The organism is Streptomyces brevispora, from assembly GCF_007829885.1.
GTDB classification, from domain to species: Bacteria; Actinomycetota; Actinomycetes; order Streptomycetales; family Streptomycetaceae; genus Streptomyces; species Streptomyces brevispora.
Map to the genome: position 1 here is coordinate 81,392 of NZ_VIWW01000001.1, position 15,645 is coordinate 97,036.

The window sequence follows — 15,645 nt, forward strand, 5'->3', positions numbered from 1 at the left end:
GGCCGATGTCCGCTGCCCACGACGAACCGGTGCGCTACGAGAAGCGGGGTCCGGTCGCGACGGTGACCATGAACCGGCCCGACTACCGCAACGCGCAGAACTCCGCGATGACGTACGCCCTGGACCGGGCGTTCTACCGCGCGGCCGACGACAGCGAGGTGAAGACCGTCGTGCTGGCCGGGGCGGGCAAGCACTTCTCCGCCGGCCATGACATCGGCACCCCGGAGCGGGACGCCCATCTGCCGTTCGAACGCCGGGCGGGACTGTGGTGGGACCACTCGGACAAGGAGGGCGCGGAGGGCCGCTTCGCCCGGGAGTCCGAGGTGTATCTGGGGATGTGCCGCCGGTGGCGGGAGCTGCCCAAGCCGGTCATCGCGTCCGTGCAGGGCGCGTGTGTGGCGGGGGGCCTGATGCTGGCCTGGGTGTGCGATCTGATCGTGGCGTCGCAGGACGCGTTCTTCGCCGATCCCGTGGTGCGCATGGGAATCCCCGGTGTCGAGTACTTCGCGCACCCCTGGGTGATGCCGCCGCGGATCGCCAAGGAGTTCCTCTACACCGGCGACCGGATGAGCGCCCGTCGCGCGTACGAGGTCGGCATGGTCAACCGGGTCGTGCCCAGGGAGGAACTGGCCGAGCGTACCCGGGAACTGGCGCTGCGGATCGCCGAGATGCCGCGCCTGGGCCTCGCCCTGACCAAGCGCGCCGTCAACCAGGCCGAGGACCTGCAGGGCATGCACACCGGCATGGACTCGGTGTTCGGCCTGCACCACCTGGCGCACGCCCACAACGCCGAGACCGCACCCGACGCGCTCGGCGGCATGGACATCCGGGCGATGAAGGAGGCGGGTGCCTGATGGACCTCGATTTCGACGCGGCCGACGAGGTGTTCCGTGCCGAGGTGCGCGACTGGCTGGCCGCCCATGTACCGAGCGCTCCCCTGCCGTCCCTGGAGACCGCCGCGGGATTCGCCGCCCACCGGGAGTGGGAGGCCACGCTGGCCGCCGACCGCTGGTCGGTGGTGTCCTGGCCCGAGGAGTTCGGCGGACGCGGCGGTTCCCTGCTGCGCTGGCTGGTCTTCGAGGAGGAGTACTACGCCGCCGGGGCGCCCGGCCGGGTCAGCCAGAACGGCATCAGTCTGCTGGCCCCCACCCTCTTCGAGAACGGCACCGCCGAGCAGCGGGCCCGGATCCTGCCGGCGATGGCGCGCGGTGAGGTCATCTGGGCGCAGGCCTGGTCGGAGCCGGAGTCCGGCTCCGACCTGGCCTCGCTGAGGTCGACGGCGGTGCGGACCAAGGGCGGCTGGCTGCTCGGCGGCCAGAAGACCTGGTCCTCCCGGGCCGCCTTCGCCGACCGGGCCTTCGGCCTGTTCCGCAGCGACCCGGACGCGGACCGGCCGCACCGCGGACTGACGTATCTGATGTTCCCGTTGGACGCCGAGGGGGTCACGGTACGGCCCATCGGGCGGCTCGACGGGAAGCCCGCCTTCGCCGAGCTCTTCCTGGACGAGGTGTTCGTCCCGGACGAGGACGTCATCGGCGAGCCCGGCCAAGGCTGGCGGGTCGCGATGAGCACCACCGGCAACGAACGCGGACTCACCCTGCGCAGTCCGGGCCGGTTCACGGCCGCCGCGGACCGGCTGACCACCCTGTGGCGCGAACACGGCGCCCCGGCGGACACGGCGCTGCGCGACCGGGTCGCCGATGCCGTGATCGGGGCCCGCGCCTACCGGCTGTTCTCCTACCGGGGCGCCTCCCACGTACTGCACGACGAGGGCGGACCCGCCGGGGCCGCCTCCAGCCTCAACAAGATCTACTGGTCCGAACTGGACATCGCCCTGCACGAGACGGCGCTCGACCTGCTCGGCCCGTACGGCGAACTCGCCGACCACGCGGGCGAATCACCCTCCGACGGCGGCTGGGCGGAGGGCTACACCTTCTCCCTGGCCGGCCCCGTCTACGCGGGCACCAACGAGATCCAGCGCGACATCATCGCCGAGCGGCTGCTCGGCCTGCCGAAGGGACGCCGTTGATGCGCTTCTTCCTCGATGCCGAGCAGCGCGAGTTCGCCCGCTCCCTGGACGGCCTGCTCGCGTCCTGCGACACCCCGGCCGCGATACGGTCCTGGGCCGACGGCGATCACGGCCCGGGGCGGTCCGTCTGGGCCCGGCTGGCCGAGGCCGGGGTGTTCGCACTCGCGGTACCGGAGACGTACGACGGATTCGGCCCGCTGCCCCTCGAACTGGCGGTCGCCTTCGAAGGGCTGGGGCGCCACGCCGTCCCCGGACCGCTGGTCGAGACGGTGGCCGCCGCGGCCCTGCTGGACCGCCTGGCCGACGAGCGCGTGGCCGCCGACCGGCTGCCCGGTATCGCCTCCGGCAAGTCCATCGCCTCGCTCTGCCTGACCTCGCTCGGCCCGTACGCCCTGGACGCCGACCTGGCCGACCCGGTGTTCGTGGTGGAGGGCGACACCCTGAGCGTCGCCGCCGGGTCCGGTCCTGTACAGCCGTCGGCCGATCCGGGGCGGCGGCTGTCGCGGCCGGCGGGCGGGACGGTCCTCGCCCGGGGCCCGGCGGTGACCGCCGCCGCCGGGTACGCGGCCGATGTCGCCGCGCTCGCCACGGCGGCCCAGGCGCTCGGGGTCGGCCGGACCCTGCTGGCCCGTACCGTCGCCTACGTCACGCAGCGCACCCAGTTCGGTGTGGTGATCGGCTCCTTCCAGGCGGTCAAGCACCGGCTGGCGGACACCCTGCTGGCCCTGGAGTTCGCCGAGCCGCTGGTGCACGGGGCCGCCCTCGCGCTTGCCGCCGGCGACGACGGGGCGGGGCGCGACATCGCCGCGGCCAAGGTCACGGCGGGCGAGGCCGCGTACGGGGCGGCGCGCACGGCCCTCCAGCTGCACGGGGCCGTGGGGTACACCGATGAGCTCGACCTGTCCCTGTGGATCCGCAAGGCCCGGCCGCTGCGCGACGCGTGGGGGACCCCGGCCGCGTGCCGGGCCCGCGTACTGGCCGGGTGACCGCACAGCGAGGGCGGAACAGGGAGGCGTGCGGGCGGCTGCTGCCGGGGCACGCCGAGGGCACTTCGGTGGGCGCACTGGCCTGGGCGGGCGCACGGTGCGGGCGAGCTGTTCGGCCCGCCCGCACAGCACCGGAAGCGGCTCGCCGCCCGGCTCGGGCTGACCGCGCACTGAGCCCGCGGCGCCGGGCCGTCAGCCGTGAGCACCGGGCGCCGGGCACGGGACCAAGCCCCGATCACAGCCGTCCTGCAGAAAGAGAGGCCTCAAGTCATGTATATCGACAGCGTGTTGGACTTCACGGGGCGCGCGGTGCTGGTCACCGGCGGCACCAAGGGCATCGGGGCCGCCATCGCCGGGGCGTTCCTGGGCGCCGGGGCGGATGTGGTGGTCTGCGGCCGCGACACCCCGGACACCCTGCCCGCGGCCGGGGGCCGGGAGGCGGTGTTCGTCGCGGCCGATGTGCGCGACCCGGCGGCGGCGTCCTCGCTGGTGGACGCCGCGGTGGAACGGTTCGACAGGCTCGACGTACTCGTCAACAACGCGGGCGGCTCCCCGGACGCCGACGCGGCCACCGTCTCGCCGCGGTTCGTGGAGAAGATCGTCGCGCTCAATCTGCTCGCGCCGTTCTATGTGGCGCAGGCGGCCCACCGCGCCATGCGGGCGCGGGACGGCGGTGGCTCGATCATCAACATCGGCAGTGTCTCCGCCCATGACCCGCAGCCCGGCACCGCCGCGTACACCGCCGCCAAGGCCGGGCTGCTGGCCCTCACCAAGGCACTGGCCCTGGAGTGGGCGCCCGCGGTCCGGGTCAACCACATCACCACGGGGCTGATCCGCACCCGGAGCGCGGCGTCCGTCTACGGCGCGGACGGCGGGGAGTCGGTGGCGGGCGTCATCCCGATGCGGCGGATGGCCGTGCCCGAGGACGTCGCCCGTGCCTGCCTGTTCCTCGCGAGCGAACTGTCCGGGTACGTCAACGGGGCGGACCTGGCAGTGCACGGCGGCGGTGAGTTCCCCGCCCGCTACCTCGCGGCCAGGACGGCCGGCCAGACCGACTGAGGAGGACACGAGACGGTCCCCGCCCCTTGCGAAGGGGGCCGGGAACATCTCGGGCGCTCAGACCAGGTTGTCCTCGACCGTCAGGCCGAAGGCCCCGCGGCCGTACATGGCGAGGGCGCGTTCCACGTCGTTGGCGACATGGACGCTGCCCGCGTGGGCGTCGCGCCAGGCCCGTTCGACGGGGTTGCCGCGCCGCAGCGCGTTGCCGCCGGCGGTCTTGAACAGCAGGCCGGGGGCAGGGCCGGTCCCGCTGACCGGTACGGCGCGGCGGACCGAGCCTGACTCGGGCCCGGGCCCGGCGTATTGTCTGAGCAGCCGTGGACACAATCGAGCGCCGGGAGGGGGAGCGTGCCCAGAATCGCCGAGGACAGGGCGGGGGCCGAGCCCACTTCGCCCCGGCAGCGCGCACGCCGTCAGAGCATCCTGAAGGTGGCGGCGGACATCGCCGCCTCGACGGGTCTCGAGCGGGTGCAGATGCACGAGGTGGCCAAGTCCGCAGGGGTGGCGATCGCCACGCTGTACCGGTACTTCCCCTCGAAGACCCATCTGTTCACCGCGCTGATGGCCGACCAGATCGAGGGGCTCGCGGCCCGGGTGCCCGACCGTGCGCCGGACACCCCTCCCGAGGACGCCGTCTTCGAGACGCTGGGCAGCGCCACCCGCAATCTGCTGCGCAGGCCGGCCCTGGCCACCGCGATGATCCAGTCGGCGAACGCGGCCCGCGCCTCGACCGTCCCGGACCTGGCCCGGATCGACTCGGGTTTCATCGATGTGCTGCTGCGGGCCTGGGGCGTGGAAGAGCCCACGGATCACCACATCACCCGGCTGCGGCTGCTGATCCTGCTCTGGTACGGGGTGCTGCAGTCCCGGCTCAACCAGCGGATCACTCCGCAGGACGCCGACGCCGATCTGCGGATGGCGTGCCATCTGCTGCTCGCCCCCGAGCCGGCCGCCGGCTGACCCGGGCAGGTGCGCCCGCCCGTTCAGGGGATCTGTTGCGTACCCGTCGTGTCGAGGCTCGCGACGCCGTGGGCGGCGTAGGTCCGGTGCGGGTCACGGCCGCTGAAGTTCCGGCCGGCTGTCTTCCCGCTCCTCTCCCGCACCGCCTCCACCACCATCGACTGCACCTGCGGATCGTCCCAGCGGGCCGTGCACCTGATCGCCGCCGGCGCCGTCGAGACCGGCATCGGCTGCGGCGTCGAGTCCATGAGCCGCGTCTTCCTCGGCGCCGCGCTCACCCCCGACAACGGCGCCCCGGTGCCCGACGACCGGTCCCTGGACATGCCCGACCAGTTCACCGCCGCCGAACGCATCGCCCGCAACCGGGGCATCACGTCGCAGTGGCCACCATCCCGCCGACGGTGCGGCGAGGTGAACGGCGGCTGGCGGCTGATCACCGCGCAGCTCAACCACGAACGCAACAGCGCCCCCCGAGGTCAGCGAAGAGATGCGCACACCCTCTTTTCGCCGCGCCGGGCACGCCGCCCCGCGGACCGTCACCGCCGTGCGCCCGCGCCCCTCGATGGCGGTCAGCCGGCGGATCGGTGACAAACCGCCAGGAACCGGTTGGCCGCCGGGCCCGCCCTACGTGACGCAGGCCATCTCGTGTGTCCGCGATCTGTGGGTAGGTCTCCGGTACGGTGTCGAACGCTTCGGGCCCGAGAAACCACGGAGCACTTCGCCGCCGCCGAGTGACCACGGGACGCCGACCGGCGTATCCGTGCGACATCGCCCGTCCTGACGCCACGCGCTCGTGACATGACTGGGGAGTTTGATGTTCGACAAGGTATTGGTCGCCAACCGTGGGGAGATCGCGATCCGCGCGTTTCGCGCGGCGTTCGAGCTCGGAATCTCCACGGTGGCCGTGTATCCCCACGAGGACCGTAACTCCCTCCACCGGGCCAAGGCCGACGAGGCCTACCGGATCGGGGAGCCAGGACATCCCGTGCGGGCCTATCTCTCCGTGGACGAGGTCATCAGGGCCGCCCGCAAGGCGGGCGCCGACGCGATCTACCCGGGCTACGGCTTCCTGTCGGAGAACCCGGACCTCGCGGCCGCCTGCTCCGAGGCCGGCATCACGTTCGTCGGGCCGCCGGCCCCGGTGCTGAACCTGACCGGGAACAAGTCCCGGGCGGTCACCGCCGCCCGGGAGGCCGGCGTACCGGTGCTGAAGTCCTCCGAACCCTCGGAGGACGTCGACGCGCTCGTCGCCGCGTCCGAGGACATCGGCTTCCCGGTCTTCGTCAAGGCCGTCGCGGGCGGTGGCGGGCGCGGCATGCGCCGCGTCGCCGAGGCGGGCGAGCTGCGCGAGTCGATCGACGCGGCCATGCGCGAGGCACGCTCCTCGTTCGGCGACGCGACGGTCTTCCTGGAGCAGGCGGTGATCAACCCCCGCCACATCGAGGTGCAGATCCTCGCCGACGCCGACGGCAACGTCGTGCATCTGTACGAGCGGGACTGCTCGTTGCAGCGCCGCCACCAGAAGGTCGTCGAGATCGCGCCCGCCCCGAACCTCGACCCGGAACTGCGGGACCGGATCTGTGCCGACGCCGTCGCCTTCGCACGCCACATCGGCTACGTGAACGCGGGCACCGTCGAGTTCCTCGTCGACGAGCGCGGCAACCACGTCTTCATCGAGATGAACCCGCGCATCCAGGTCGAGCACACCGTGACCGAACAGGTCACCGGGCGCGACCTGGTGATCGCCCAGCTGCGCATCGCCGCGGGCATGACCCTGCCCGAACTGCACCTCGCCCAGGACGACATCACCCTCAACGGCACCGCGATGCAGTGCCGCATCACCACGGAGGACCCGGCCAACGGCTTCCGGCCGGACACCGGCACCATCTCCGCCTACCGCTCACCCGGTGGGCCCGGCGTGCGGCTGGACGGCGGCACCGTCCACACCGGTGCCGAGGTGTCCGCCCACTTCGACTCGATGCTCGTCAAACTCACCTGTCACGGGCACGACTTCACCAACGCGGCCCGCAGGGCGCGCCGGGCCATCGCGGAGTTCCGCATCCGCGGGGTGGCGACCAACCTGCCGTTCCTGGGCGCCGTGCTGGACCAGCCCGACTTCCGGGCGGGGCACATCACGACGAGCTTCATCGAGGAGCACCCGGAGCTGATCCGGGCCCGCCCCTCGGCCGACCGCGGCAGCCGCATGCTCGGCTATCTCGCCGAGATCACCGTCAACCGGCCGTACGGTGCCCGGCCCGCCGTCATCGACCCGGCCGCCAAGCTGCCCGCCCTGCCGACCGGGACACCGCCGGCCGGTTCGCGCCAGCGCCTCGCGGCCCTCGGCCCGGAGGCCTTCGCCGCCGAACTCCGCGCCCAGTCGGCCGTCGCCGTCACCGACACGACGTTCCGCGACGCCCATCAGTCGCTGCTGGCCACCCGCGTGCGGACCCGTGACCTGCTGACCGTCGCACCGCACGTCGCCCGGACCGCTCCGCAGCTGCTGAGCCTCGAATGCTGGGGAGGCGCCACCTACGACGTGGCGCTGCGCTTCCTCGCCGAGGATCCGTGGGAGCGGCTGGTGAAGATCCGGGAGGCCGTCCCCAACATCTGCACGCAGATGCTGCTGCGCGGCCGCAACACGGTCGGCTACACGCCCTATCCCACCGAGGTCACCGAGGCGTTCGTCGCCGAGGCCGCCAGTGCCGGAATGGACATCTTCCGGATCTTCGACGCCCTCAACGACGTGTCCCAGATGCGCCCGGCGATCGACGCCGTACGCGCCACCGGCACCTCGGTGGCCGAAGTGGCGCTCTGTTACACCGCGGACCTCTCCGACCCCGGCGAGACCCTGTACACGCTGGACTACTACCTGCGTCTCGCCGAACAGATCGTGGCGGCGGGCGCCCATGTGCTCGCCATCAAGGACATGGCCGGGCTGCTGCGGCCGCCCGCCGCCCGCACCCTCGTCACCGCGCTGCGCGAGCGGTTCGACCTGCCGGTTCATCTGCACACCCACGACACCGCGGGCGGGCAGCTCGGCACGCTGATCGCCGCCATCGACGCGGGCGTGGACGCGGTGGACGCGGCGGTCGCCTCCATGGCCGGAACGACCAGCCAGCCCCCGCTGTCCGCGCTGGTGGCCGCCACCGACCACACCGAGCGCGCGACAGGCCTCTCGCTCCAGGCGGTCGGCGACCTGGAGCCCTACTGGGAGGCGACCCGCAAGGTCTACGCCCCCTTCGAGTCCGGGCTCGCCTCGCCGACCGGCCGGATCTACCACCACGAGATCCCCGGCGGGCAGCTGTCCAACCTGCGCCAGCAGGCCATCGCCCTCGGTCTCGGCGACCGCTTCGAACTCATCGAGGACTGCTACGCCGCGGCCGACCGGATGCTCGGCCGGCTGGTGAAGGTGACGCCGTCGTCCAAGGTGGTCGGGGACCTGGCGCTGCACCTGGTGGGCGCGGGGGTCGAGGCGGCGGACTTCGAGTCCGACCCCGGCAAGTTCGACGTACCGGACTCCGTGATCGGCTTCCTGCGAGGCGAGCTGGGTGACCCGCCGGGCGGCTGGCCCGAGCCGTTCCGCACCCGCGCGCTGCAGGGCCGCCCGGCGAAGGCGCAGACCCCGCGGTTGTCGGACGAGGACCGCGAAGGCCTGGAGCGGTCGCCGCGCGCGACGCTGAACCGGCTGCTGTTCCCCGGTCCGACCAAGGAGTTCGAGGCCCACCGCGAGGCGTACGGGGACACCTCCGTCCTGCCGACCCAGGACTTCCTGTACGGGCTGGAGACGGAGACCGAGCACACGGTCACGCTCGAACCCGGTGTCACCCTGCTGATCGAGCTGGAGGCCATCTCCGAGGCCGACGAGCGCGGGTTCCGCAGCGTACTGGCCACTCTCAACGGGCAGTTGCGGCCGGTGTCGGTACGGGACAGGTCCATCGCCACCGAGGTCAAGGCTGCCGAGAAGGCCGACCGCGGCAACGAGGGCCATGTCGCGGCGCCGTTCGCCGGGGTCGTCACCCTTCAGGTGGAGGAGGGCGCCTCGGTGTCGGCCGGTCAGACCGTCGCCACCATCGAGGCGATGAAGATGGAGGCGTCGATCACCGCCCAGGCCGCCGGGGTGGTGCGCCGTCTCGCGATCGGCAGGGTCCAGCAGGTCGAAGCGGGCGATCTCCTCATCGTGATCGCCTGACACACCTGAGGACCCGAAACACCCGACACATCTGACACACCTGCAATATCTCAACCACACCATGGATGTCCTTCATCCCCCAGCGGCTACGATCGCCTCGCGCCCGGGCAGGACTACGGGTGGGCGGACGGTTGAGGGGGAGGATGCGTGCCGACACCGGAAGAGGTTCGACTGCGCTTCAACATTCTCGGGCCGATCGAGGGGTGGTCGAACGGGACGCGGCTCCGGCTGGGGGGAATCATTCAGAAGCGAGTCCTGGCCACTCTGCTTATGGAGCCGGGAAAGGTGCTTCCGATTTCCCGGCTGATCGAGGCGGCCTGGGAGGAAGAACCCCCGCCGACGGCACCACATCAAGTGCGCAAGGCGGTTGCGGACCTCCGAAGGCGGATACCCGGGGGCGCCCGCGTCCTGCTCACCGATGGGCCCGGATATCGCGTCGCCGATGAGCGATGCGAAATCGACCTGTCCGAATTTGGCCTACTGATACGGAAATCGAAGCAGACCGCTTCCGAGGGCCGTACGGCCGAAGCCGCCGAGATGTTACGCGGCGCCCTTGCCCTGTGGCGCGGGCCTGTTCTTTCGGGCGGCGGCGGCCCGGTCGTCGAGGCCGCTGCGACCTCGATCGATGAGCGCCGGCTGACCGCGGCGGAACAGCTCTTCGAGCTCCGCCTGGGACTGGGAGAGGCCGCCGCACTCGTCGTCGAAATACGTGAGTTGGTCCAGCAGTACCCGTTGCGCGAGTCCCTGCGCGGCCAGTTGATGATCGCGCTGTACCGGTCCGGGCGGCAGGCCGAGGCACTCGAGGAGTACGGCAGGGTGCGCGTGCTCCTCGTCGAGGAACTCGGCATCGATCCCGGCCCCCACCTGACCAAGCTGTACGAGGGAATCCTCCGGGAGAGCCCCGATCTGACCGGTCCCGAGCCGGCCGGTCCCGATCTGACCGGTCCCGAGCCGGCGGCCGCCCGGGGCCTTCCGGTGGTGCTGCCCGCCGAACCCCCCAGCACCCTCCCGTACGACCTCGCGGATTTCACCGGCCGGGACCGGGAACTGGCCGAGATCCTGCGTGCCGCCGAGGACGGCGGTGAACAGGGCCCGCAGATCGTGGCCATCGACGGCATGGGCGGCTGCGGCAAGACCTCGCTCGCCGTGCGGGCGGCGCGCCGGCTCGCACCGGAGTACCCGGACGGCCGGCTCCACATCGACCTGCGCGGATACACGCCGGGCGACCAGCCGGTGACCGCGGGCATGGCGCTCGACAGCCTGCTGCGGGCCCTCGGTGTCCCCGGCACCCTCATCCCCGACGACGTACCCGCCCGCATCGCCCTGTGGCGCGCCACCCTGGCCGGCAAGCGGCTGCTGATCCTCTTCGACAACGCCGCCGACGCCGGTGCCATCCGACCGCTGCTGCCCGCCACCCCCGGCTGCCTGGTCATCGTCACCAGCCGGGCCCGCCTGGTCGATCTGGACGGCGCGCGGTGGATCTCCATCGGGGTGATGCCGCCCCAGGACAGCGCGATGCTGGTGGCCAAGACGCTCGGCGCCCGGCGCGTCGCCGCCGAGCCCGAGGCGGCCGCCGAGCTCGCCCGGCTCTGCGGTCATCTCCCCCTCGCCCTGCGGATCGCCACCGCCCGCCTGCGCAACCGCCCGCGCTGGACCCTCCAGTACCTGGCCGAACGGCTGCGCGACGAGACCAGAAGACTCGACGAGCTCAGCTCCGGCGCCCGCAGCGTTTCCGCCACCCTGCGCCTGTCCTACCAGGCTCTGGACGAGGAGTGCCGACACGCGTTCTCGACGCTGGCACTGCACCCGGGCAGCGACATGGACATCCACGCCGCCGGTGCGCTGCTCGGCTCGGGCGCGCGGGACGCGGAGAACCTGCTGGAGATGCTGCTCGACGTCCATCTCGTGCAGCAGCCGGAGATCGGCCTCTACACCTTCCACGATCTGGTCCGCAGCTTCGCGCAGAGCCTGCTCGACGAGGCCGGCGAGGACTCCGGTGCGGTGGAGCGGCTGCTGGGCTACTACCTGACCGCCACCGAGGTGGCATGCGATCTCCTCTATTCCGGTCGGCGCCGGCGCAGCACCGGCATCCCGCCCTCCACGGCCGAACTGCCCGACCTCGCTACCACCGAGCGGGCGCGCAAGTGGTTCCTGCGCGAGCAGTCGGCGCTCCTCGCGGCCGTCACGCTGGCCGAGCGCAGGGGCCACGACCGTTATGTGGTGTGCCTGGCCCGCAATCTCGTCTTCCAGCTCAACGACCTCGGGCTCCTGGAGGAGTTCGGCGAGCTGAGCCGGGTCGCGGTCGCCGCCGCCGGGCGGCTGCAGGATCTGGCACTGCTGGGGGTGAGCCTTTCCAACCTGGCCGTCGCCGGCTGGAAACTCGGCCGTCTCACCGAGGGGCTCGAAGCCGCCCGGGAGAGCCGGGATGTCGCGATCCGTCTCGGTGACCTGCACACCCGGGCCCACAGCGAGAGCATCCTCGGCCAGTTCAACAGCCTGCTCGGCGAATTCTCCGATGCCCTGGGTCACATGGAGACGGCGATCGCGCACGAGCGCGACCTGGGCATCCCGCGCGCGGAGGCCGAGAGCCTGACCATTCTCAGCACGCTCTACGAACAGTGGGGACGGTACGAGGAGGCGCGCGACGCGGCCCTGCGGTCGGCCGCGCTGAGCCGGCGGCTGGGGCAGCACGAGGGGCTGCCCGGCGCCATCACCGACCTCGCGTTCGCCCATGTCGGCCTGGGTGCCTACGAGGAGGCCGACCGCTGCCTGGCGGAGGCCCGCGAACTGTACGGGGACGCGGGCAACGAGGTGAACCTCGCCCTGACCCTGGCGTTGTCCGCCGATGTGGACGACCTGCTGGGCAGGCCTCCCCGGGAGCCGGACCAGGCGGAGCTCGCCCTCGCCCTGATGCGTGCGAACTCCTCGCCCCTGCGCCGGGCCAAGGTGGAGAACATGGTGGGCCGGCTGCGCCGCCGTCAGGGCGACGTGGTGGCGGCGCTCGCGCTGCACACCCATGCCCATGAGCTCTCCTCGTCCCTCAGCTATCGCATCGAGGAGGCCTACGCCCTCGCGGGCATGGCCGACGCCCTCGGTGACACACCGGACGCGGTCCGGCACCGGGTCGCGGCCGAGGAGCTCTTCGCCGGGATGGGTGTGCCGGAGGGGCGACGCCGCGGCCATGGCTGACCTCGGGCCGCCACCGTGGCACCCCGCTCACGGCTGGGCCCCGGCGCGGTGCCCCGTCACCGCATGTGCGCGCCGACCGCCCGGCCGGGCCTCCTCGTCGGCCTGTTCCTGACCCGATTCCGCCCCCGGGAACTGCCGCGGGAACGGACCGGCGTCGCCCGCTCCACCGGCCCTCAGGTCACCATCCAGCCGACAGGCGGCGACGCGGGGGCCGGCGGACGTGAGCACCACGCGGGTGCGGGCTGCTCCCGACTCGTGGCCGGCCAGGTCGAGCAGTGATCGCACGAGGGAGCGGAGCACCGTACGCTCCGTCTCGGCCAGGGCGGCAACCCCGCCGTCACCCCCGGGCGGCCACGCCTCGATCCCGGCCACCGTGTGCATGCCGTCCTCGGTTCTGGTCTCGACGCTGAACTGGGGACCGTCCCAGGACTCCGGCGCGGCGTACGGGTGGCGATGATCACCGGACGCGACATGTTCGGCCCACCGTTCCACGGTGGACAGGTCCTGGAAGGCCTGGCGCAGCTCCGTCCCGTCGGGGGAACGGTCGCTGGGGTCCTTCACTTGAGTGCTCCTCGCTGCAGACGGCTACCCAACGAACCTTGCTGTCCCGGCTCCCGGTTCCTTCCCGGTTCCTTCCCGATCCGTTCCCGCTCCGTTCCCGTTCCCACGTTCGCCGAGGGAGCGCATCGGTATTCGGTGACCGCATGCTGACCCCGTTCGATTCGGACAGGGATCCGTGGTGATCCGCGGTAGATGCGACATTCGGGAGATTGAGGCGTGGTAATCACATCATTCAACGGCGGCGGCACGATACGCCGGATGCCGGTGCACAACGGATCCGAATTCTGATGGGCGCCCGGATATCGACGGCCACTCCTGGTCGTTTCTCGGGAATGGGCCCCTTCCTCCTTGTCTGGTCCGGTCAGGCGGTTTCCCTGGCAGGCAGCGCGGCGGTCCGGTTCGCGTTCATCGTCGAGGTGTGGTCGTCCGGTGAGCAGGCGACCGCCGTCACCCTTCTTTCGCTGTGCGCCATGCTGCCGCAGGCCGTATTCAGTCCCCTCGCCGGCGCAGTCGTCGACCGGATATCCAAGCGCACCGCGCTTCAGATAGCCGATGCCGGCGGACTCCTCGTCGTGGGCTCGCTGGCCCTGCTCCACTACCTCGACGCATTCCAGTCCTGGCAGGTCTATCCGGCCGCCGTGCTGCTCGGCGTCTGCGCCGCCTTCCAGTTCCCGGCCCTGGCCTCGGCCGTGCCGCTCCTGGTCCGCAAGGACCAACTGGACCGCACCAACGGCCTGCTGGCCGGTGCGAAGAGTGCCGCCGGGATCGGTGGCCCGGCGCTGGGCGGCCTCCTCCTCGCGCTCTTCGGGATCGGCCCGACTCTCCTGGTGGACGTGGCGAGCTATGCGTTCGCCCTCGTCGGCGTCCGGATCGTGCGCTTCGCCGGTGACCGGGTGACGGCGAAGCCTGGCGCACCGCGGCCGCGGATCACCGCCGACTCCGTCGAGGGGCTGCGTTACCTGTTCCGGATACCCAGCCTGCGCGACCTGATCATCAACTTCTGCGTCGTCAACCTGGTCATGGTTTTCGGCTTCGCCCTGATCTCACCGATGGTGCTGCTCCGGGCCGGTAACGGCGCACTCGCCGCTGTCAACACCTCGGTGGGCGTCGGCGGAGTGGCGGGCGCTCTGCTCATGGCGGCCTGGGGCGGACCTGCGAACCGGGGCCGGGGCATGATGCTCGGCGTGGTCGGCATGTGCCTGTCCGGCCTGGTGGCGATGGGCCTGGTGGGCGGGGTGACCGGCTGGTGCCTGACCATTCTGGTCGCCGCTCTGCTCATGACCCTGGTCAACGCCTCGATGCAGACGATCGTGCAGACCAAGGTCCCCCACGAATGGCAGGGCCGGGTCTTCGGCGCGGTGATGTTCCTGTCGCAGATCTCCGTACCCGTGGCCATGGCGGTCGCCGGACCGCTCGCCGACCACGTCTTCGAACCGCAGGCCGCCCGGGGCTCCGGACTCTTCACCGTGCTCGGCCCCCTCGTCGGTGACGCTCCGGGCAGCGGCATGGCGGCCATGCTGTTCCTGGCCGGCATCGGCGGGACCGCGGTCGCCCTCTGGGGACTGGCCAGCCGTCCGATCAGGGACATCGACATCCTGCTGCCCGACCTCGACGCACCGCCGGAGCCGGTCGAGCGGAGCGGCCAACGGGGAGGTGAACGCGATGAGGTACGCGCTTGAGCCGTTCGAGCAACAGCTGACGCCGCACGGGACGGCCCGCCGGATCATCGCGGTCCGGGAGGGCGACGACTCCCTCCACGCGCTGCCTGCGGGGTTCGCTTCGCGGTGAGTGACCGCATCCGGCAGGACTTGTCCCCCGGCCCGGAAGGGAGCCGGGGCCCAAGTCCTGTCGGATGCGCGGTGTCAGACGCCCGTACGGGCCGCCCGGCCGGGCACGTATGCGGCGACGAGCTCCGCGAAACGGGCCAGGTGGTCGCCCAGGAAGAAGTGGCCGCCGGGCAGGACATGCCGTTCGAAGGAGCCCTCGGTCTCCCGCTCCCAGGCCTGTACTCCCTCGACGGATACCCGGGGGTCGCTGTCACCGGTCAGCGCGACGACCGGGCAGCGCAGCGGCGGCCCGGGAACGTGGGTGCGGGAGAAGAGCATGCGGAAGTCGGCACGCAGCGGCGGCAGTGCGAGCTGGAGGATCTCGGGATCGGCCAGCAGTTCCTCGTCCGTACCGGACAGCAGCCGCAGCTCCCCGATCAGGTCCTCGTCACTGGGCGGGCAGGGCAGCCGTGCCCGTCGTGGCAACGACGGGGCCTCGCTTCCGGAGACGAACAGAGCGGCGGGCTCCCGCCCTTCGGCCGCGAGCCGCCGTGCCGTCTCGAACGCCAGGAGCGCGCCCATGCTGTGGCCGAACAGCATGAGCGGCCGGCCCCCGCTCGTGGGGAGCGAGGCCAGCACCGCGTCCACGACATCGACGAGCCGTTCGGCGAACGGCTCGCCGATGCGGTCGTGCCGCCCGGGGTACTGCACGATCAGCGTCTCCGCCGTCCCCGCGACCTGGGTCGACAGCGGATGGTAACCGGTGGCCGAACCACCTGCGTGCGGGAAGCACAGCAACTGCGCTCCGGCGCCGGGGGCGGGGCGGAAGCACCGTATCCAGTTGTTCACGACATCCCTTCTCTTGTGCTCGGTCCGGTCCGTGACCGACTCCGTGGACGGCCCCCG

Annotated in this window: 14 protein-coding genes; 10 read left to right on the forward strand and 4 right to left on the reverse strand. The window is 72.0% G+C overall.

Features of this window, described 5'->3' with window-relative positions:
• The first annotated feature begins 5 nt into the window (after positions 1 to 5).
• From FHX80_RS00430 to FHX80_RS00445, 4 genes are all read left to right on the forward strand, one after another.
• Complete coding sequence (locus FHX80_RS00430; protein WP_145762255.1) at positions 6 to 854, forward strand: enoyl-CoA hydratase; 849 nt, start codon at positions 6 to 8, stop codon at positions 852 to 854.
• Positions 854 to 2,029, forward strand: coding sequence for an acyl-CoA dehydrogenase family protein (locus FHX80_RS00435; protein WP_145762256.1), 1,176 nt, complete (start codon positions 854 to 856; stop codon positions 2,027 to 2,029). Before FHX80_RS00430 ends, FHX80_RS00435 begins: the two co-directional genes overlap by 1 nt.
• Positions 2,029 to 3,015, forward strand: a complete 987-nt coding sequence (locus FHX80_RS00440; RefSeq protein ID WP_145762257.1) for an acyl-CoA dehydrogenase family protein — start codon at positions 2,029 to 2,031, stop codon at positions 3,013 to 3,015. Before FHX80_RS00435 ends, FHX80_RS00440 begins: the two co-directional genes overlap by 1 nt.
• Positions 3,016 to 3,285: 270 nt before the next feature.
• The gene (locus FHX80_RS00445) at positions 3,286 to 4,074 is read left to right on the forward strand and encodes an SDR family oxidoreductase (protein WP_145762258.1); all 789 of its coding nucleotides are present in this window, start codon (positions 3,286 to 3,288) and stop codon (positions 4,072 to 4,074) included.
• Positions 4,075 to 4,131: 57 nt separating this feature from the next.
• On the opposite strand, the gene FHX80_RS35350 is transcribed toward FHX80_RS00445, so the two are convergent.
• The gene (locus tag FHX80_RS35350; protein WP_244318105.1) at positions 4,132 to 4,401 is read right to left on the reverse strand and encodes a hypothetical protein; all 270 of its coding nucleotides are present in this window, start codon (positions 4,399 to 4,401) and stop codon (positions 4,132 to 4,134) included.
• A gap of 21 nt (positions 4,402 to 4,422) precedes the next feature.
• Between FHX80_RS35350 and FHX80_RS00455 the strand changes: the two genes are divergently transcribed.
• Entirely contained in the window at positions 4,423 to 5,034 is a 612-nt protein-coding gene (locus tag FHX80_RS00455; protein ID WP_145762259.1) for a TetR/AcrR family transcriptional regulator, read from the forward strand.
• Between the two features lie 23 nt (positions 5,035 to 5,057).
• Here FHX80_RS00455 and FHX80_RS00460 read toward each other — a convergent pair whose 3' ends face one another.
• A complete protein-coding gene (locus FHX80_RS00460) occupies positions 5,058 to 5,282 on the reverse strand; it encodes a hypothetical protein (protein WP_145762260.1) in 225 nt (74 codons plus the stop codon).
• Between FHX80_RS00460 and FHX80_RS35055 the strand changes: the two genes are divergently transcribed.
• From FHX80_RS35055 to FHX80_RS00475, 3 genes are all read left to right on the forward strand, one after another.
• Positions 5,281 to 5,622 carry a hypothetical protein gene (locus tag FHX80_RS35055; RefSeq protein ID WP_208764554.1) on the forward strand — a complete coding sequence of 114 codons (342 nt, stop codon included), beginning with the start codon at positions 5,281 to 5,283 and terminating at the stop codon, positions 5,620 to 5,622. The two genes, FHX80_RS00460 and FHX80_RS35055, sit on opposite strands and share 2 nt — an antisense overlap.
• Positions 5,623 to 5,848: 226 nt before the next feature.
• Positions 5,849 to 9,223: a pyruvate carboxylase gene (locus FHX80_RS00470; RefSeq protein WP_145762261.1), complete on the forward strand. Its 3,375-nt coding sequence runs from the start codon at positions 5,849 to 5,851 to the stop codon at positions 9,221 to 9,223.
• Between the two features lie 147 nt (positions 9,224 to 9,370).
• Positions 9,371 to 12,412, forward strand: a complete 3,042-nt coding sequence (locus FHX80_RS00475; RefSeq protein ID WP_145762262.1) for an AfsR/SARP family transcriptional regulator — start codon at positions 9,371 to 9,373, stop codon at positions 12,410 to 12,412.
• Positions 12,413 to 12,439: 27 nt separating this feature from the next.
• Here FHX80_RS00475 and FHX80_RS00480 read toward each other — a convergent pair whose 3' ends face one another.
• Complete coding sequence (locus FHX80_RS00480; RefSeq protein WP_145762263.1) at positions 12,440 to 12,973, reverse strand: hypothetical protein; 534 nt, start codon at positions 12,971 to 12,973, stop codon at positions 12,440 to 12,442.
• A gap of 332 nt (positions 12,974 to 13,305) precedes the next feature.
• Here FHX80_RS00480 and FHX80_RS00485 point away from each other — a divergent pair, with 332 nt between their 5' ends.
• Both FHX80_RS00485 and FHX80_RS36305 read left to right on the forward strand, forming a co-directional pair.
• Positions 13,306 to 14,652, forward strand: coding sequence for an MFS transporter (locus FHX80_RS00485; protein WP_167523342.1), 1,347 nt, complete (start codon positions 13,306 to 13,308; stop codon positions 14,650 to 14,652).
• Positions 14,636 to 14,761, forward strand: a complete 126-nt coding sequence (locus FHX80_RS36305) for a hypothetical protein (protein ID WP_280118734.1) — start codon at positions 14,636 to 14,638, stop codon at positions 14,759 to 14,761. The genes FHX80_RS00485 and FHX80_RS36305 overlap by 17 nt, the downstream gene beginning before the upstream one ends.
• A 74-nt stretch (positions 14,762 to 14,835) precedes the next feature.
• Here FHX80_RS36305 and FHX80_RS00490 read toward each other — a convergent pair whose 3' ends face one another.
• Entirely contained in the window at positions 14,836 to 15,588 is a 753-nt protein-coding gene (locus FHX80_RS00490) for a thioesterase II family protein (RefSeq protein ID WP_145762265.1), read from the reverse strand.
• Positions 15,589 to 15,645 lie beyond the last annotated feature (57 nt).